General features: G+C 72.6%; 18 protein-coding genes. 5 read left to right on the top strand and 13 right to left on the bottom strand.

Annotated features, from left to right (window positions below; genetic code table 11):
• Positions 1–62: 62 nt before the first annotated feature.
• Positions 63–2,135, top strand: coding sequence for a thioredoxin domain-containing protein (locus ACFWTC_RS00090; protein ID WP_384026029.1), 2,073 nt, complete (start codon positions 63–65; stop codon positions 2,133–2,135).
• A gap of 197 nt (positions 2,136–2,332) precedes the next feature.
• Here ACFWTC_RS00090 and ACFWTC_RS00085 read toward each other — a convergent pair whose 3' ends face one another.
• Positions 2,333–3,094, bottom strand: coding sequence for a hemolysin III family protein (locus tag ACFWTC_RS00085; protein WP_383920188.1), 762 nt, complete (start codon positions 3,092–3,094; stop codon positions 2,333–2,335).
• Positions 3,095–3,314: 220 nt separating this feature from the next.
• Here ACFWTC_RS00085 and ACFWTC_RS00080 point away from each other — a divergent pair, with 220 nt between their 5' ends.
• A complete protein-coding gene (locus tag ACFWTC_RS00080; RefSeq protein WP_383920185.1) occupies positions 3,315–5,150 on the top strand; it encodes a phosphoenolpyruvate carboxykinase (GTP) in 1,836 nt (611 codons plus the stop codon).
• A 75-nt stretch (positions 5,151–5,225) separates the two neighbouring features.
• On the opposite strand, the gene ACFWTC_RS00075 is transcribed toward ACFWTC_RS00080, so the two are convergent.
• Genes ACFWTC_RS00075 through ACFWTC_RS00060 form a run of 4 tightly spaced genes read right to left on the bottom strand, consistent with a single transcriptional unit; the run spans position 5,226 to position 9,736 of the window.
• Positions 5,226–5,831: a hypothetical protein gene (locus ACFWTC_RS00075; protein ID WP_383920182.1), complete on the bottom strand. Its 606-nt coding sequence runs from the start codon at positions 5,829–5,831 to the stop codon at positions 5,226–5,228.
• Positions 5,818–7,461 (bottom strand): substrate-binding domain-containing protein, encoded by a 1,644-nt coding sequence (locus ACFWTC_RS00070; RefSeq protein ID WP_383920179.1) that lies wholly within the window; start codon positions 7,459–7,461, stop codon positions 5,818–5,820. Before ACFWTC_RS00070 ends, ACFWTC_RS00075 begins: the two co-directional genes overlap by 14 nt.
• Positions 7,458–8,648 carry a toxic anion resistance protein gene (locus ACFWTC_RS00065; protein ID WP_383920176.1) on the bottom strand — a complete coding sequence of 397 codons (1,191 nt, stop codon included), beginning with the start codon at positions 8,646–8,648 and terminating at the stop codon, positions 7,458–7,460. Before ACFWTC_RS00065 ends, ACFWTC_RS00070 begins: the two co-directional genes overlap by 4 nt.
• On the bottom strand, positions 8,645–9,736 hold the full coding sequence (locus ACFWTC_RS00060) for a hypothetical protein (RefSeq protein WP_383920173.1): 1,092 nt from the start codon (positions 9,734–9,736) through the stop codon (positions 8,645–8,647). Before ACFWTC_RS00060 ends, ACFWTC_RS00065 begins: the two co-directional genes overlap by 4 nt.
• Positions 9,737–9,879: 143 nt before the next feature.
• Here ACFWTC_RS00060 and ACFWTC_RS00055 point away from each other — a divergent pair, with 143 nt between their 5' ends.
• Positions 9,880–10,326, top strand: coding sequence for a hypothetical protein (locus ACFWTC_RS00055; RefSeq protein WP_383920170.1), 447 nt, complete (start codon positions 9,880–9,882; stop codon positions 10,324–10,326).
• Between the two features lie 92 nt (positions 10,327–10,418).
• On the opposite strand, the gene ACFWTC_RS00050 is transcribed toward ACFWTC_RS00055, so the two are convergent.
• The 4 genes from ACFWTC_RS00050 to ACFWTC_RS00035 form a co-directional block, all read right to left on the bottom strand.
• Complete coding sequence (locus tag ACFWTC_RS00050; RefSeq protein WP_384026032.1) at positions 10,419–10,811, bottom strand: hypothetical protein; 393 nt, start codon at positions 10,809–10,811, stop codon at positions 10,419–10,421.
• A gap of 135 nt (positions 10,812–10,946) precedes the next feature.
• On the bottom strand, positions 10,947–12,158 hold the full coding sequence (locus ACFWTC_RS00045) for a pyridoxal phosphate-dependent aminotransferase (RefSeq protein ID WP_383920164.1): 1,212 nt from the start codon (positions 12,156–12,158) through the stop codon (positions 10,947–10,949).
• A gap of 252 nt (positions 12,159–12,410) precedes the next feature.
• Positions 12,411–12,971, bottom strand: a complete 561-nt coding sequence (locus ACFWTC_RS00040) for a dihydrofolate reductase family protein (RefSeq protein ID WP_383920161.1) — start codon at positions 12,969–12,971, stop codon at positions 12,411–12,413.
• Complete coding sequence (locus ACFWTC_RS00035; protein WP_383920158.1) at positions 12,968–13,567, bottom strand: TetR/AcrR family transcriptional regulator; 600 nt, start codon at positions 13,565–13,567, stop codon at positions 12,968–12,970. The genes ACFWTC_RS00040 and ACFWTC_RS00035 overlap by 4 nt, the downstream gene beginning before the upstream one ends.
• A 145-nt stretch (positions 13,568–13,712) precedes the next feature.
• Between ACFWTC_RS00035 and ACFWTC_RS00030 the strand changes: the two genes are divergently transcribed.
• On the top strand, positions 13,713–14,189 hold the full coding sequence (locus ACFWTC_RS00030; protein WP_383920156.1) for a macro domain-containing protein: 477 nt from the start codon (positions 13,713–13,715) through the stop codon (positions 14,187–14,189).
• 287 nt (positions 14,190–14,476) lie between these two features.
• Here ACFWTC_RS00030 and ACFWTC_RS00025 read toward each other — a convergent pair whose 3' ends face one another.
• From ACFWTC_RS00025 to ACFWTC_RS00015, 3 genes are all read right to left on the bottom strand, one after another.
• Complete coding sequence (locus ACFWTC_RS00025; protein ID WP_383920153.1) at positions 14,477–14,857, bottom strand: DUF6083 domain-containing protein; 381 nt, start codon at positions 14,855–14,857, stop codon at positions 14,477–14,479.
• A 63-nt stretch (positions 14,858–14,920) separates the two neighbouring features.
• Complete coding sequence (locus ACFWTC_RS00020; protein WP_384026035.1) at positions 14,921–15,175, bottom strand: DUF397 domain-containing protein; 255 nt, start codon at positions 15,173–15,175, stop codon at positions 14,921–14,923.
• A complete protein-coding gene (locus tag ACFWTC_RS00015) occupies positions 15,172–15,966 on the bottom strand; it encodes a Scr1 family TA system antitoxin-like transcriptional regulator (protein ID WP_384026038.1) in 795 nt (264 codons plus the stop codon). The genes ACFWTC_RS00020 and ACFWTC_RS00015 overlap by 4 nt, the downstream gene beginning before the upstream one ends.
• Before the next feature lie 104 nt (positions 15,967–16,070).
• Here ACFWTC_RS00015 and ACFWTC_RS00010 point away from each other — a divergent pair, with 104 nt between their 5' ends.
• The gene (locus ACFWTC_RS00010) at positions 16,071–16,487 is read left to right on the top strand and encodes an ATP-binding protein (RefSeq protein ID WP_384026042.1); all 417 of its coding nucleotides are present in this window, start codon (positions 16,071–16,073) and stop codon (positions 16,485–16,487) included.
• On the opposite strand, the gene ACFWTC_RS00005 is transcribed toward ACFWTC_RS00010, so the two are convergent.
• Positions 16,484–17,122 carry a hypothetical protein gene (locus tag ACFWTC_RS00005; RefSeq protein WP_383920142.1) on the bottom strand — a complete coding sequence of 213 codons (639 nt, stop codon included), beginning with the start codon at positions 17,120–17,122 and terminating at the stop codon, positions 16,484–16,486. The two genes, ACFWTC_RS00010 and ACFWTC_RS00005, sit on opposite strands and share 4 nt — an antisense overlap.
• Positions 17,123–17,226: the final 104 nt, after the last annotated feature.

The following is a 17,226-nucleotide window of genomic DNA, read 5'->3' as shown; positions in this document are numbered from 1 at the left end:
GGGAGGCTGGGCCGGCCGTGCCGCGGACAGCTCCCGTCGCCCGTGTGAGCGAGGATGAGCCCATGTCGAACCGCCTTGCTGACGAGACGTCCCCCTACCTCCTCCAGCACGCCGACAATCCGGTTGACTGGTGGCCCTGGTCCCCCGAGGCCTTCGCGGAGGCCCGCGAGCGCGGGGTGCCCGTGCTGCTGAGCGTCGGATATTCGAGCTGTCACTGGTGCCACGTCATGGCGCACGAGTCCTTCGAGGACGAGCTGACCGCCGCCTACATGAACGAGCACTTCGTCAACGTCAAGGTGGACCGCGAGGAGCGGCCCGACGTCGACGCCGTCTACATGGAGGCCGTCCAGGCCGCCACCGGGCAGGGCGGCTGGCCCATGACGGTGTTCCTGACCGCCGACGCCGAGCCGTTCTACTTCGGGACCTACTTCCCGCCCGAGCCCCGCCACGGGATGCCCTCCTTCACGCAGGTCCTCGAAGGCGTGCGGGCCGCCTGGGTAGGGCGGCCCGAGGAGGTCGCGGAGGTCGCGCGGCGGATCGTACGGGACCTGGCCGGGCGGCAGTTGGACTACGGCAAGGCCGGGACCCCGGGGGCCGGGGAGCTGGCGCAGGCGCTGCTCGGGCTGACGCGGGAGTACGACTCAGTGCACGGCGGGTTCGGCGGGGCGCCGAAGTTCCCGCCGTCCATGGTGCTGGAGTTCCTGCTGCGCCACCACGCGCGCACCGGGGCCGAGGGCGCGCTGCAGATGGCCGCCGACACGTGCGAGGCGATGGCCCGGGGCGGCATCTACGACCAGCTCGGCGGCGGGTTCGCGCGGTACGCGGTGGACCGGGAGTGGGTCGTCCCGCACTTCGAGAAGATGCTGTACGACAACGCCCTGCTGTGCCGGGTGTACGCGCACCTGTGGCGGGCCACCGGGTCCGACCTCGCGCGGCGGGTGGCCCTGGAGACCGCCGACTTCATGGTCCGGGAGCTGCGCACCGAGCACGGCGGGTTCGCCTCCGCGCTCGACGCCGACAGCGCGGACCCGCTGACCGGCGAGCACGTCGAGGGTGCGTACTACGCGTGGACGCCCGCCCAGTTGCGGGAGGTGCTCGGGGAGGACGACGCGGACCTGGCCGCCGCCTGCTTCGGGGTGACCGAGGAGGGCACCTTCGAGCACGGCGCCTCCGTGCTCCAGCTGCCCCAGGACGGTCCCGCGGCGCAGGCCCGGCGGATCGCCTCCATCCGGGAGCGGCTGCTCGCCGCGCGGTCGCAACGCCCGGCGCCCGGGCGGGACGACAAGGTCGTGGCGGCCTGGAACGGGCTGGCCGTCGCCGCGCTCGCCGAGTGCGGGGCCTACTTCGACCGGCCCGACCTGGTGGAGCGGGCGACGGAGGCCGCCGACCTGCTGGTGCGGGTCCACTTCGACGTGAGCTCGGGCCGCGCCCGGCTGGCGCGGACCAGCAAGGACGGCCGCGTCGGCGCGAACGCCGGGGTGCTGGAGGACTACGGCGACGTCGCGGAGGGGTTCCTCGCGCTGGCCTCGGTGACCGGCGAGGGGGTGTGGCTGGAGTTCGCGGGCTTCCTCGTCGACCTGGTGCTGGACCTGTTCGCCGCCGAGGACGGGTCGCTGTACGACACCGCGCACGACGCGGAGCAGCTGATCAGGCGGCCGCAGGACCCCACCGACACGGCGACGCCGTCGGGATGGACGGCGGCGGCCGGGGCGTTGCTCTCGTACGCCGCGCACACCGGTTCGCAGGCGCACCGGACGGCGGCCGAGAGGGCGCTCGGGGTGGTGCACGCGCTCGGTCCGCGCGCCCCGCGCTTCATCGGGCACGGGCTGGCGGTGGCCGAGGCGCTGCTCGACGGGCCGCGCGAGGTGGCGGTGGTCGGCCCCCTGGAGGACCCGGCGCGGGCGGAGCTGCACCGGGTCGCGCTGCTGGGGACGGCTCCCGGGGCGGTCGTGGCGACGGGCATGCCGCGCGCGGCGGACGGCAGCGGCGGGGAGTTTCCCCTGCTGGCCGAGCGCACGCTCGTGGGGGGCCTGCCCACCGCGTACGTGTGCCGGCACTTCGTCTGCGCGCTGCCCACGACGGATCCGGACGAACTCGCCGAGCAGGTGGGGGCGGAGGCCTCCCGGGGCGTGTGACGGCACCGAGCCCACCGGCCCCGAGCCCACCAGCACCGAGCCCACCAGCACCGAGCCCACCAGCACCGAGCCCACCGGCCCCGAGCCCACCCGTACCGCGCCGGCCGCGCCCGCCCGGCCGGCCGTACGGGAACGGCTCCGCCCCCGGCACGGGTGCCGGGGGCGGAGCCGGGAACCGCCGCTGTCGCAGGCGGCCGTCAGTGCTGGTAGGCGGCCAACGAGATGCCGACGTAGTGGGCCACGAAGGCCGCCAGCGTCAGCGAGTGGAAGACCTCGTGGAAGCCGAAGAAGCGCGGTGAGGGGTTGGGGCGCTTCATGCCGTAGATGACCCCGCCCACGCTGTACAGCAGGCCGCCGACGATCACCAGGACGAGCACGGCGATGCCGCCGGTGCGCATGAAGTCGGGCAGGAAGAAGACCGCCGCCCAGCCCATGGCGATGTAGCAGGGGGTGTAGAGCCAGCGCGGGGCGCCGACCCAGAAGACCCGGAAGGCGATGCCGGCGGCGGCCGCGATCCACACCGCCCACAGCAGGGTCCGCCCGGTGGAGGGCGGGAGCAGCAGGACGGTCAGGGGGGTGTAGGTGCCCGCGATGATCAGGAAGATGTTGGCGTGGTCGAGGCGCCGCAGGATGGCCTCGCCGCGCGGCCCCCACGTACCGCGGTGGTAGACGGCGCTGACGCCGAAGAGCAGGCAGGCCGTGAGGACGTAGACGCCGCAGGCCACGCGCGCCTCGGTCGAGTCCGTGAACGCCATCAGCACCAGACCGGCGACCACCACGGCCGGGAACATCCCGGTGTGCAGCCAGCCGCGCATCAGCGGCTTGGCCTCCAGGGCGGCTTCGGCGGTTTCCAGGGCCTGGACGATCGGGGAGGGTTCGGCGGCCCGGGGGGAGGGCTCGGCGGCCCGGGAGGCCTGGACGGCCTCGGCGGCCGGTCCGGCGGCGGCGTCAGAAGTCATGGTCCACATGTTACCTACGGGTCCGTAGGTTTCCGTCAGTCCTCTTTACGGAAGATTGACGGACGTGGCGATGCTCACGTGAGAGGCCCTCTGGACATATGCGCACATCCACCGGATGATCAGATGAGTGCGGTCGGCACCGGATGAGCGGAGCGCGAAGCGTCCGGGTCGCAGCCCCCACGGGGCAAACACCAAACAAACCCCTCAACAAGGAGCAATCGTGGCGCGCGACAACGCGGCTCCCACCATCCCGACGACCCACCAAGGACTGATCTCCTGGGTGGACGAGATCGCTGCCCTCACCCAGCCGGACCGCGTCGTCTGGTGCGACGGCTCCGAGGCCGAGTACGAGCGCCTGTGCGGGGAGCTCGTCACGCAGGGCACGTTCAAGAAGCTCGACGAGACGAAGCGCCCGAACTCCTACTACGCCGCCTCCGACCCCTCCGACGTCGCGCGCGTCGAGGACCGGACCTTCATCTGCTCCGAGAAGGAGGAGGACGCGGGCCCCACGAACCACTGGAAGGCCCCGGCCGAGATGAAGGCCGTCTTCTCGGGCGAGCAGGGGATCTTCCGCGGCTCCATGAAGGGCCGGACGCTGTACGTCGTCCCCTTCTGCATGGGCCCCCTCGGCTCCGAGCTCTCCGCGATCGGCGTCGAGATCACCGACTCCGCCTACGTCGCGGTCGCCATGCGCACCATGACCCGCATGGGCAAGGCCGTCCTGGACGAGCTCGGCACCGACGGCTTCTTCGTCAAGGCCGTGCACACCCTGGGCGCCCCGCTCGCCGAGGGCCAGGCCGACGTCCCGTGGCCGTGCAACACCACCAAGTACATCTCGCACTTCCCGGAGACCCGCGAGATCTGGTCCTACGGTTCCGGCTACGGCGGCAACGCCCTGCTCGGCAAGAAGTGCTACGCCCTGCGCATCGCGTCCGTCATGGCCCGCGACGAGGGCTGGCTCGCCGAGCACATGCTGATCCTCAAGCTGACCCCGCCGCCCTCCGCCTCCGGCCAGGTCGAGGCCAAGTACATCGCCGCCGCCTTCCCCTCCGCCTGCGGCAAGACCAACCTCGCCATGCTGGAGCCCACGATCCCCGGCTGGACCGTCGAGACCGTCGGTGACGACATCGCCTGGATGCGCTTCGGCGAGGACGGCCGCCTCTACGCGATCAACCCCGAGGCCGGCTTCTTCGGCGTCGCGCCCGGCACCGGCGAGCACACCAACGCCAACGCCATGAAGACGATGTACGCGAACACCGTCTTCACCAACGTCGCGCTCACCGACGACGGCGACGTCTGGTGGGAGGGCATGACCGAGGACACGCCCGCCCACCTGACCGACTGGAAGGGCAACGACTGGACCCCGGAGTCGCAGACCCCGGCGGCCCACCCGAACGCCCGCTTCGCCGTCCCGGCCTCCCAGTGCCCGACGATCGCCCCCGAGTGGGAGGACCCCAAGGGCGTCCCGATCTCCGCGATCCTCTTCGGCGGCCGCCGCGCCTCCGCCGTCCCGCTGGTCACCGAGTCCTTCGACTGGAACCACGGCGTCTTCATCGGCTCGAACATCGCCTCCGAGAAGACCGCCGCCGCCGAGGGCAAGGTCGGCGAGCTGCGCCGCGACCCCTTCGCCATGCTGCCGTTCTGCGGCTACAACATGGGCGACTACATGGGCCACTGGGTCAAGGTCGGCGCTGACAAGGACCAGTCCAAGCTCCCGAAGATCTACTACGTGAACTGGTTCCGCAAGAACGACGCGGGCAAGTTCGTGTGGCCCGGCTTCGGCGAGAACAGCCGCGTCCTGAAGTGGATCGTCGAGCGCCTCGACGGCACCGCCGAGGGCGTCGAGACGCCCATCGGCATCCTGCCGACGGTCGCGTCCCTCGACACCGACGGCCTGGACCTGCCCGCCGCCGACCTGGAGTTCCTCCTCACGGTCGACAAGGAGATCTGGCGCGACGAGGCCGCCCTGGTCCCCGAGCACCTCAACACCTACGGCGACCACACCCCCAAGGAACTGTGGGACCAGTACCACGCGCTCGTCGAGCGCCTGGGCTGACCCGCCCGCCCCGATCCCGGGGCCGATGAACGTGGGAACCCCCGACCAAGCGGTTCCCGCCGCCGCACCCGCCGATCAGGAGCGACCCCGGTCCTCCAGGTACGTCGTGTGCGTTTGCTGACGGCGGACCTCCATCTCGTGGAGGTCCGCCGTTACGCGTTCCGCCTCCGCGACGAGCACCGCCAGCTGCCGCTCCAGGTGCAGTTCGGGGGACTCGCCGCCCGGTGACAGCCGCGTCCACCACCGCGTCCGGTGGTAGGTGTCCACGCACTCCGGGACGTCCGTGCGGACCGCCCGCGCCAGCGCGTGCGCCGCCTCCGGGTCGGCGGCCAGCACGTCGGCCGCCCACCGCGGGTCGAGCAGCGCCGCGTACAGCTCCAGCAGCCCGGCCAGCGCCCCGTCCGCAGCCTGCGGCAGCTCCACCTCCGCCAGGTACTCCCGCAGCCGCCCCAGGTCCTCCCGTACGACGCCCAGCTGCTCGGCCGGGTCCGGGACCGCCGGCGGGGCGACCCGCTCGGGCGGGGCGATCAGCGCGCCCGCCCCGTACAGCCCGGCGACGACCAGCGGCCAGTACGCGCCGGCCGCGCCGGCCAGGGCGAGGCCCACCCCGGCGACACCGCAGGCGGAGCCCGCCAGGTTCTTCTTCGACTCCAGGAAGCGGAGCGCCCTACTGATAGCCACGGATCTCCTCGAAGGCCCCGTCCAGCGAGCCGTTGCCGTCGGTGGCGTCGAAGAGCCGCCCGCCGGTCAGCTCGGTGATGTGGGCGAGCTCCGCGCGGTCCGAGTCGCCGAACAGCACCGCGAAGACCGGCGTGCGCTTGCCGGCCTCGGGCAGCGAGGCGTAGAAGGCGTCGAAGTCCTTCGCCTTGTCCCCGCTGCGCCCGTCCGTCATCAGCACGATCGAGGTGAACGCGTCCGCGTTCTCCCGCCCCAGGTGCTGGTAGGCCGCCTTCAGGCTGCCGTACACGGCCGTGCCCCCCGCCGGCTCCAAGGCCCGTACGTCCGCCCTGATCGCGTCCAGGGAGGCTCCCGGGTCGCCCGGCTCCACGACGTGCGTCAGCACCTTCTTCACCTTGTCGCCGAAGGGCAGCAGCGTCACCTCCTCGCGGTCCCGGAACCGTTGTCCGGGCGCCGAACTCCCGCTGCCCGTCAGCTCCGTGAGCGCCGCCTTCAGCTGCCCGATCCGGTCCTCCTCGGCCATCGAACCCGAGGTGTCCAGCACGTACACCGTCCGCGAGGGCCGCCGCAGCTCGTTCTCGTAACTCGCCAGCAGCCCGTCGGCCACCGACCGCGACCCGGGGAACGGCAGCTCCCGCCGCTTCTCCGCGTCCAGGCCCGCCGCCGGCGCCACCCCGGCCGCCACCGGCCGCCGCAACGTCCGCTCGGTGATCGCCTGCTGCGCCTCGGGGCCGCGCAGCCACTCCGTCAGTGCCCGCCCCGACTCGCGGGCCCCGGCGGGGGCCGCGGTCAGCAGCGTCAGCGGGTAGTGGGCGGTGACCACGCCGTCGCGCGGCCGGATCACCGTCAGACCTGCCTGCGCGTCCCGGTTCGCGGACAGCAGCACGGACTCGTAGTTGACCAGCGCGTCCACGTCCCCGCGCTTCGCGTAGGCCGTGGCGAGCCAGCCGGAGGAGCCCGAGGTCAGCTTCTGCCCGGCGAAGAACTCCTTCAGCCGGGGCGCGGCCGCCTTCACGTCCGCGTCGGTCAGCGCGGCCTGCGCCCCCGACAGGCCGGAGGCCACCGACACCAGCGCGGAGAAGCCGGAGTTGGAGCGCACCGGGTCGGTCATCCCGTACGTCAGCTTCCCCGCGGCCACCGCCTCGTGGACCGCCGACCACGTGACGTCGCCGGGCTGCCAGCCGAGCCGGGCCAGCGCCTGCGGCTTCACGCCGAGGGCGACGGGCGAGGACATCACGGGGGTCTCGTTGGCGAGCTTCCCGGCCGCCTCGGGGCGCAGCCGCAGGTAGTCGTTGGAGGAGAGCCAGATGGCGTCGTACGCGGCGTCCGCCTTCCCAGAGGCGACCTGCTCGGCGGCGTCGAGCGTCCCGGACCAGGTCAGCTTCACCGTGACCCCGGTGGCCTTCTTCGCCCGGTCGAGCACCGGCTGCATGTCGGCCAGCTCGCTGGAGGCCAGGACCCGCAGGGTGCCCTCCTTGTACGCGGTGGGCTTCGAGCCGCCGGGCCCCTCCGGTCCGGCGGGCCCGGCGGGGGAGGAGGGGGTGCAGGCGCTCGCCGCCACGAGGGCGACCAGCGCGAGGACGCGGGCCAGCGGGGCCCGGCGGAGCCGGCCGCCCGGCCGGAGCGGGTTCATCGCGCACCGCCGTCGAGGGCGTCCGCGGTGCGGGTGCGCGCGATGCGGGCGGAGGCCTGCTGCAGTTCGCCCGCCAGGGACTCCACGGTGGCCGCCATGTTCTCGGTGGCCTGCACCTTGAAGGAGTCAATCGCGTCGAGCGTCGTGTAGATCTGGGCGAACGCCGCGCGCAGCGTCTGGGCCCCCACCGCCGGGTCGGCCGCGATCCGCTGGATCTCGCCGCTCTGCGTCGACAGCATCTCGGCATTGCCCCGGATCAGGTCCTCGGTGGTGCCCTTCAGCGCGTTGACCTGGTCGATCACCTGGCGCTGGCGGTCGAGCGCCGAGGCCAGCATCACCGCGATCCGCAGCGCGGACACGGTGGTCGTCGCGGCCCGGTCGACGCCCTTGACCAGCTCCTCGTTGGTGCGGCGGACCAGGTCCATCGCGAGGTAGCCCTGCGCGCAGACCGCCAGCTGCGTCAGCAGGTCCTGGTGCTTCTGCCGGACCGGGAAGAGGACGTCCGCGCGCAGCGCGTCGGCCTGCCGCGGGTCGGTCGCCTCCGCCTCGGCGATCCGCTGGACGACGGCCGCGTCCAGGGCCTCGGTGAGGACCGCGTACTCCTGGAGCCGGCCCATGGTCTCCCACAGGCGGGCCCGTTCGGTGTGCAGGGCGGCGTTGTCGCGGCGCAGTTCGTCCTGGCCGCTGCGGAGCGCGCCCACGATCGCGTGGAGGGTGGCCTGCGAGGAGGCGTACCGGGCGACGTGGTCGCGGAACCGGTTGCCGCCGGGCAGCTTCGCGAGGAGCCCCCGCACCCCCTTGGCGGGCGTGTCCCGCGGGTCGAGGTCCTCGACGGTGCGCCGCAGTTCGACGAGGGAGCCGGCCACGCGGGCCTGGGCGTCGCCGCCCGCCCCGGAGGAGCCGAGGGAGCGTACGGTGCGCTCCAGCATCCGGTTGGACTGCTGGGCGGCAGAGCGGACGTCGGCGGATCCGAGCCCGGCGATCTCGGCGATCCGCTCCGCGAACTCGGGGGAGCGGGCGTCGATCCCGGCGAGCGAGCCGACGTACTCCCCGGCCCTGCGGGCCATCTCCTCGCGGACGCCGTCCTGGAGCGGGACGAGGCCGGCGGCCTGTTCCCGGCGGACGGGGGCGACGGGCTCGGGTGCGGTGAGGAGCAGCGGGGCGTCCTCGGGCGGTGTCAGTGTCACGGTGTGTCCCCCTGGCCCTTGGCGCGCGCGGCCAGCGCCATCAGGTTCTTGACGGTCGGGGTGCCGACCTGGCGGATGCCGGTCAGTCCCGGGTTGAGGTAGTCGGTGTGCTGTGCGGTGGCCGCGGTGAACGCGGGCACGCCGTCCTGGGGGCGGAACCCGTGGCGCAGGGCCAGGTCGCGCAGGCCGGGATCGGTGGCGAGGAGGGTGCCGAGGTCCCGGGCGGCGTCGCTGATCGGCACGAAGGTGTGCGCGGTGTTGACGGTGGTGTCCGGGTAGAGCACGACCATGTCCTGGGGCTGCTGCCCTTGCAGGAGCATGGCCGCGACCTGGGACTCGTACACGAGGATGAGCGGTTCGCCGCTGCCGCTGATGAAGGCACGGAACGGGGCGTCGGTGCTGGGCTCCAGGGCGCCCTGGACGGAGATCAGCTTGTGCATCAGGGGCGCGGTGCGGTCGATGGCGGCGTCGTCGGCGACGAGGTTGCCGCCGTTCGCCACGGTGGACGCGGCGGCCAGGAAGAGCGCGCCGGAGTTCGACGTGGCCGGGTCGGTGGTCTTGACGAACACCGTGCCGGTCAGCTCGGCGTGGGCGGCGGCGCCGGTCAGCTGCTGCCAGGTGCGGTCCTCGCCGGCGGCCTTGAGGAAGGGACCCATGAGGAGAGTCCCGGAGTTCTTGCCGGTCCGCTTGGCGAGGCCGCCCGCGGTGAGGACCTCGGCGGCGTTGGCGCGGGCGATGACGACGAGCGGCGAGTAGAAGGGCTTCGCCTCCTGGGCGCCCTTCACGCCCGCCGCGGCCGCGATCTCCTTGGCCGGCTCGCTGCTGCTGGGGAAGGCGAAGTCGTATTCCTTGAGGGCGAGTTGGTCCATCGCCCAGGAGCCGGAGGTTTCGGCCTTCACGGTGTAGCCCTGTGCGGCGAGGGCTTTGACGACGCCGGGGTCGCGGAAGAACTCGGACTTCTCCGACCCGATGACGCCGCGCACGGTCTTCGTTGCCGTGGGTTCTGGGTCCTGCCCCTTGGCGAGGACGACGGCTGCCACGCCGCCGATCAGGAGGAGGCCCAGGAGGATTCCTAGGATGCGTCTCACGGGTGCAGCGTGCTCGCGGAAACCCACATTCCACGGCGGGTCGAATGAACGTCAGGTGTCCAGGCGGTCCCACTTCGAAATGCTGTGTGGGCCCGCGGGTGCTGGTGGGAGGGGCGGCGGCCCGGGAGGATCGTCGCATGGGCGTGAGCGCGTTGAAGTGGCAGGGCTGGCTGGTCGGGCTGGTGACGCTGGCCGGGCTGCTGGTGTTCGCCCCGCTGGCGCTGTACGTGTGGGCCAGCGGCGGAGGACCGCCCGCGGCGTCGCCGCCGCGGGCCGCCCTGGAGGACGTACGGGTCACCGGGTGCCGAATCGATCCGGCAAGCCGGCGGGTGGTGGCAGCGGTGGACGCGGCGGGCCGTCCCGGAGGGCCGGGGGCGTACGTGGTGACGGTGGAGTTCCGCGACTCCGCGCAGGCCCGGCCGGGCGGGCGCACGGCCCGGTCCCTGGTCCGGATCCCGGGGGTGGCACCGGCGGCGACGGAACACGCGGAGGCCCTGGGCCCGGTCTGGCCCCCGGAGTCGGTCCCGTGGTGCGGGGCGGCGGAGGCGACGTTCACCCCGGACGCGCCAGCGACCCCGGCCGGCCCCTGAGCGGGGGCGAGGGTGTGTGCGGGATACCGCGAAGCGGCCCCGCAAGGTTATGGCGCCCGGTCCGGAGCCTCCGCGGCCCCGGACCGGGGCCGTCAGTGGGCGCCGGCCAGGTCCAGGGACTCCAGGGCGGCGGCGTGGGCGTCTATGCGCTCGGCGGCGAGGATCGCGACCGTGGTGTCGGCGCGGGACGCGGCGACGAGCAGGGCGCGGGCGGCGAGGTCGTGGGCGCGCTGGTGCAGGGCGGCGGCGGTGTCCGGGGTCCCGGGCAGGGCGGCGCGGGCCGACTGGGCTCCGCGCAGCCGCTCCACCTGGCCGGCGATGCGGGCGGCGGCCTCGTCGAGGCCGAGCTCGTCCGTCACGGCCAGGAGGGCGGAGAGGTGGCCGGCGAGCTGGATGTCCAGCGCCTCGCCACGGCTGCTCCGCGGGTATCCGGCGCGGTTGCCGCCCATGCGGACGACCGACTTGGTGCGGCTCGGTTCGTACATGAGGACGCCTCCTGCGTGAGTCAGGGGACCATCCTACATTGGAACGCGTCTAAAGTTGAGTTCGATCCTGACATGTGGGCACGCCCCGTGCGGGACCGGCCGGACCGGGCTCCTGCCCGGCCCCGCCGGGTCCTCCTACGGCTGGCTGTAGCCGTCCAGGAAGTTCCCGATGCGCGTCACGGCGTCCGCCAGGTCCTTCGCGTTCGGCAGCGTCACGATCCGGAAGTGGTCCGGGTCGGGCCAGTTGAAGCCCGTACCGTGCACGACCATGATCTTCTCGGCCCGCAGCAGGTCCAGGACCATCTGCCGGTCGTCCTTGATCTTGTAGACGGACGGGTCCAGGCGCGGGAACGCGTACAGCGCGCCCTTCGGCTTCACGCAGGTGACGCCCGGGATCTGCGTCAGCAGGTCGTACGCGACGTTGCGCTGCTCCAGGATGCGGCCGCCCGGCAGGACCAGGTCCTCGATCGACTGCCGGCCGCCCAGTGCGGTGGCCACGGCGTGCTGCGAGGGCATGTTCGCGCACAGCCGCATGTTCGCCAGGATCGTGAGGCCCTCGATGTACGAGGCCGCGTGCTTCTTCGGGCCGCAGACCGCCATCCAGCCGGACCGGAACCCGGCGACGCGGTAGTTCTTGGAGAGCCCGTTGAAGGTGAGCGTCAGCAGGTCGGGCGCGATCGCGGCCGTGTTCGTGTGGGTGGTGCCGTCGTACAGGATCCGGTCGTAGATCTCGTCCGAGCAGACGATCAGGTTGTGGCGGCGGGCGATGTCCGTGAGCCCGCGCAGCATCTCGTCGTCGTAGACGGCGCCGGTCGGGTTGTTCGGGTTGATGATCACGATCGCGCGCGTGCGGTCGGTGATCTTGCGCTCGATGTCGGCGAGGTCCGGCATCCAGTCGGACTGCTCGTCGCAGCGGTAGTGCACGGCCGTACCGCCCGCGAGGGAGACCGAGGCCGTCCACAGCGGGTAGTCCGGCGCCGGAACCAGTACCTCGTCGCCGTCGTCGAGCAGCGCCTGCATCGACATCTGGATCAGCTCGGAGACGCCGTTGCCGAGGTAGACGTCCTCGACGTCCAGTGCGATGCCCTTGGTCTGGTAGTGCTGCATGACCGCGCGGCGCGCGGAGAGCAGCCCCTTCGCGTCCCCGTACCCGTGGGCCGTGCCCAGGTTGCGGAGCATGTCCTCAAGGATCTCCGGCGGGCACTCGAAGCCGAAGGCCGCGGGGTTGCCGGTGTTGAGCTTGAGGATGCGATGACCTGCCGCTTCGAGCCGCATCGCCTCTTCGAGGACGGGTCCGCGGATCTCGTAGCAGACATTGGCGAGTTTCGTTGACTGGATCACCTGCATGACGGGAGCTTACGGGCCCCCGGTGCGGCCTGTCCCCGGCATTCCGAGGGAAGGCCGGAGGGTGAAATATCCCGTTTCGGGCAATGGGTGGGTCGGGGTGAGGTCCACCCTTGGAATCCGGGGCCGGGTCCGCGCTCCGGCCTGCGGAACGGGTGGGGCGGGGCGGCGCGCCGCGAAGCGTGTTGCGCTCGTCACCTCCGCCGCTCGACACCCCCTTCGGGTCCGCCCCGCGCCCCCTCGGGTCCGACCGGCTCAGAGTGCGTACGTGGCCTGGGTGAAGCCCGCGCCCAGGGCCCGCGTGGAACGCAGCGTGAGGGCGACGTCCCGGCCGCCGAGTTCGCCGAACAGCGGAATTCCGGAGCCGATCAGGACGGGCGCGGTGGTGATCATCAGCTCGTCCAGCAGGCCCTCCCGCAGGAAGGTCCGTACGAGCCGGCCGCCGTCCACGTAGACGCTGCGGGCGCCCGCGGCGGTCAGCGCGTCCAGCAGTGCGTCCAGGGAGCGGTGGACGGTGACCCGCGGGTCACCGTCGGTCAGCGTCGTGCTCAGGACAAGCACCCGCTTGCCTTCGAACGGCCAGAACCCGAAGGTCAGCACCTTCTCATAGGTCTTGCGGCCCATGGCCAGCGTGTCGATCCCGGCCATGAACGCGTCGTAGCCGGTGTCCCCGGCCTCCTCGCCGCGGGTGGTGAGCCAGTCGATGTCGCCGTCCTCGCGGGCGATGAAGCCGTCCAGGCTGACGCCGATGGTGACGGCCGTACGGAAGGCGCGCCGCCGGACGTTCGGCGGGTGCGCGGTGCTTGTGGCGGTCACGGTGTTTCCTCTCGTCGGTGCGGGGCGAGGGCCGCGTCGAGCGCGGCGCGCCGGCGCCCCGCGAAGGTGCCCTCGCGGTCCACGGCCCACAGCAGCCCGGCCCCGGTGACGGCCGCCCGGACCGCAGGGGCCAGCCGGGCCGGATCGGTGCCCGGGCGCAGCTCGCCGGCGGCCGCGGCCTCGTCCAGCAGGGTGCGTACGGCCGCCTCCTCGGCCTGCTGGGAGGCGAGGGCGAGGCGCCGGAACTCCGGGTCGGCGAGGTCGGCGCACAGGAACGCCAGGTGGTGCGCGTACTCCTCCGCGGTCGTCACCCCGTCCCAGGCCCCGGCGGTCAGGGCCGCCAATGCGGCCAGTGGCGAAGGGTGCTCGGCCCGGACCCGCGCGGGCAGCTCGGCGAGCTCCCGTACGCCGTGCTCGGCGACGGCCAGCAGCAGGCCACGCTTGGACCCGAACCGCTGTGAGAGCGTCCCGGGCACCAGCCCGACCTCGTCCGCGACCGCGCCGAGCGTCAGGCGCGCGGGCCCGGTCCGGCCCATGACGCGCACGGCTGCGCGCAGGATCGCCGTGTCGTCGATGCCGCGGGGGCGTCCGGCCATGGGTCCGTACCTCCAGTGCCGCCGACGAGGCGCCGTGGCGGATTAATAAATGACTGCTCATTCATTAAAGCGGTCCGGGCGTCCTGGCGCAACGGACCCGGCCCGCAAGCGCCGCTGTCGGTCCTCCCGCCTACGGTTGCACCCCATGAAGCCGCTCAAGATCATCGCTGGGGACGCGACGAGCCCCCAGGCCAAGGGCCCCAAGGTCATCGCCCACGTCTGCAACGACCTCGGCGGCTGGGGCAAGGGCTTCGTGCTCGCCGTCTCGCGGCGCTGGCCCGAGCCGGAGGCCGCGTACCGGGCCTGGCACCGGTCCCGCAGCGACAACGACTTCGGGCTGGGCGCCGTGCAGGTGGTGCGGGTCAGGCCCGACGTCTGGGTGGCGAACATGGTCGGCCAGCGCGGCATGCGCACCGGCAGCGGCGGCCCCCCGATCCGCTACGACGCGCTGGAGCGCTGCCTCACCGCGCTCGCCGGCCACGCCGAGGAGCTCGGCGCGAGCGTCCACATGCCACGCATCGGCACCGGTCTGGCCGGCGGCACCTGGGCGTGCGTCGAGCCCCTCGTCACCGGCGCGCTGTGCGCGCGCGACGTGGGCGTCACCGTCTACGACCACCGGTGAGCTCGGCCCGCGTGCGGCTAGATCAGTAGGTGCGCGAACAATGCGCGCCGGTGTCCCTTTAGGTCGGTTGGCCGGAGTTTGCAGGGAGGCGCCTCAGCAAACCTCTGGCGGGGCGCAGTGTCAGCCGCATGCGCTACCGACACGCCACCGAAGCCGACGCGCCGGCCATGACCGTGCGCCGAGGCCGTCGTCGCCTTCATCGAGGCGGACAACGCGCCGTCCTGGCGGGTCCACGTCGACGGCTTCGGCATGACCCCGCTCGGCGACTACGAGGCCGGGGGCCGCACCTACAGCGCCGTCGCGGCCCCCGCCCGGGAGGCGACGGCCTGAGCGCACACGTCGAAGTGGCTGACCCGGCAGGTGTCCGAGGGGATCGCCCGGCCCAGGTTGAGGGCGGTGCCGTCCCCCGCGATGCGCCAGCGCTTGCCCTCCGGGACGAGATGGCAGGGCGCCTCGCCGGGCTCGATCAGGACCCACCGGCCGTGCACGGTCCGGTGCCAGTACGCGGCCTCGCCGCAGCGCCGGCACACGGCCGGGCGGCCCTCGCGCGCATCGGACTGCCGCTGCCGGCCGATGGTCACGAGGGTGTCCGCCAGTACCTGCGCGAGCAGGAACGGCCCGTTCTCACTGCGCCGGACCCGGTCCCGCTCGTGGGTGTTCGTGTTCAACCGTCCCCCTTCCCCGCTCTGTTGGTAGCGGTTCAGGGAGCTGTCAGGCCACCGTTACGGTAATCAATCCCCCGAACGGGTGGCGACCCCGCCGAGGAACACGCCCCAGGCGTCCGCCGGCACGGAAAACCGGGGACCGGCCGCACCGAGCTTCGAGTCCCGGACGTGGACGGTGTGGGGGCAGGCGGCGACCTCGACGCAGTTGGCGCCCTGGCTGTCGCTGTACGTGGACTTGCGCCAGTCCAGGGCGACTTCGATGCAGGCGCTGCCCTGGTCGTCGCTGTAACTGGACTTGAACCACGCTAGATCGCTGCTCATAGTTCCTCCGCGAGCTTCTTGATGCACTCCGCCGAATCAGCCGCGCCGAGGGCGTTCATCCGGATCATGCCATGTGTCTGCGTGAGGGCGCTGACCTTGTCCCGGTGGGAGTACATCGCCGTCGTTTCCTGGCCGTCCGCCCAGGCCCACAGCTGATGTTCAGGGGTCTCCATCAGCACGAGCGGCCCCAGAAGGGCCGCTCCACAGGCCCGCCCGATGGGGAGGACTTGAATGAAGACGTTGCGAAGCTCGCTGAGCTTCAACAGGTGGTGCAGTTGGCGTCGCATGACCTCCGTGCCGCCGACTTCCGTGCGCATGGCGGCCTCGCCGATGATGAAACCGTAGATCGTCCGGATCCGATGGGCCATGACCTCCTGGCGTTTGAGACGCTTGCCGACGCGCTCTTCTATCGTCTCCGTGTCCATCGGCGGGGAGCTGTCTCCCATCAGCGCCTCCATGTACTCCTGGCTCTGGAGCAGGCCCGGGATGAGCAGCGGTTCGTAGTTGTTGAAGGCGAAGCACTCCGCCTCCGCCGCCATGAACTCCTCGGACCGTTTCGGGAACGGCTCCGGCTTCATGTACTCGGCGACCGCCACCAGCTTCCCGCCCGCGCCGAACATCTGGTCCGCCGTCTGGAGCAGCTGCATCGTCGGCCGCCTGCGGCCCAGTTCCATCGACTTGACCGTCTCCGGGTCGTAGTTCGACTCGGCCGCCAGTTCCTCCCGGCTCCTGCCCGCCTCCGTGCGCCACAGCCTGACCTGGTTGCCGCCGTATCGCCATGCCTCGGTCATCGGTCCCTCCCCCCTCTTGCCGCCGGTACCGCGCGTGTACAAACAACCCCCGTCTACGCGCTGTTGCTCGCCCGGCCCCTACCCCGGCCGCCACCGTATGGACCATGGATCACCCCATCGAGTGGCGCTACCCCCGCGCGCCCATCAGCGTCCCCCGCGCCCGTGCCCGTCTCGCCGCCCAGGCCCGGGAGTGGAAGCTGCCGGACGAGACCGCCGAGACGGCCGTCCTGCTCCTCAGCGAGCTGATGGCCAACGCCTGCTGGCACGCCCGCGTCCCCGGCCGGGAGATCTGGGTGCGGTGCCGGTTCGACGGGGAGCGGCTGCGGGTGGAGGTGCTCGACGCCGGGCGGGAGCTGCCCGTCCCGCGGGAGCCCCGGCCGCTGGCGGAGTCCGGGCGGGGTCTGGGGATCGTGGCGGCGCTGGCGGGGAGCTGGGGGGCGTACCCGAGGGAGTGCGGGATCGGGAAGGCGGTGTGGTTCGAGCTCGCCACGCCGCCGGTCGGTGACGTGAGCCCCCCCTAGGACCGGCCCCGGCCGGCCGGGCGGCGCCAGGCCGTTCCCGTCGCCGAGGCCGCGAGGGTCACCAGCAGGACCGTGATCAGCACGGGCAGCCAGCCGGGGACCAGGTCCCGCGTGCCGAGCGCGCCCGAGCAGGTCGTCTGCGGCGGGAACGCCGTCCGCGCGGCGGTCTCGGAGAGCCGGCAGGACAGGACCGGCGGGGAGGCCAGCGCGTACGCCACCACCAGCAGCGCGCCCGAGACGGCGGTCAGGACGCCGAAGCGGCGCCGGGAGCCCGGGCGGCGCAGGTGCGCGAACTCCAGGGCGAACGCGCCGATCAGCAGCAGGAGCAGGACGGCCTGGAAGAACCACCACGCGTACGCCAGGGCGCCGATCGCCGACAGCTCCGTACCGTCCGGGTAGACGCACGTGTCGTCGTACGGGAAGACCGTGCCCTCCACGCGGAAGGCGCCGCCGGGGCCGATCATGCCGTGCGAGCAGCGTTCCACGTGCTCCGAGACCTCGGTGACCAGGACGGTCAGCAGCCACAGAGGGACCATGACCGCGAGGACCGTGCCGAAGGCGAGCCATGCCCCGCTGGGGGACGGGAGCGCGGTCCAGACCCGTATGCGGCCGCGGGCCGTTTCGGTGGCGTACATGCCAGGAGACTAGATGAGTGAGTCCAAGGGATGGCCTGCGGACATAGGACGAGGGCGTCCAATGTCAGTGTGTGAAGACGGACCTGGACACCCTCGCGACAGCA

This window comes from Streptomyces sp. NPDC058619, from assembly GCF_042717785.1.
Classification (GTDB): domain Bacteria; phylum Actinomycetota; class Actinomycetes; order Streptomycetales; family Streptomycetaceae; genus Streptomyces.
Note: the sequence above shows the minus strand (reverse complement) of the source record. Positions and strands in the feature narration are given on the sequence as shown.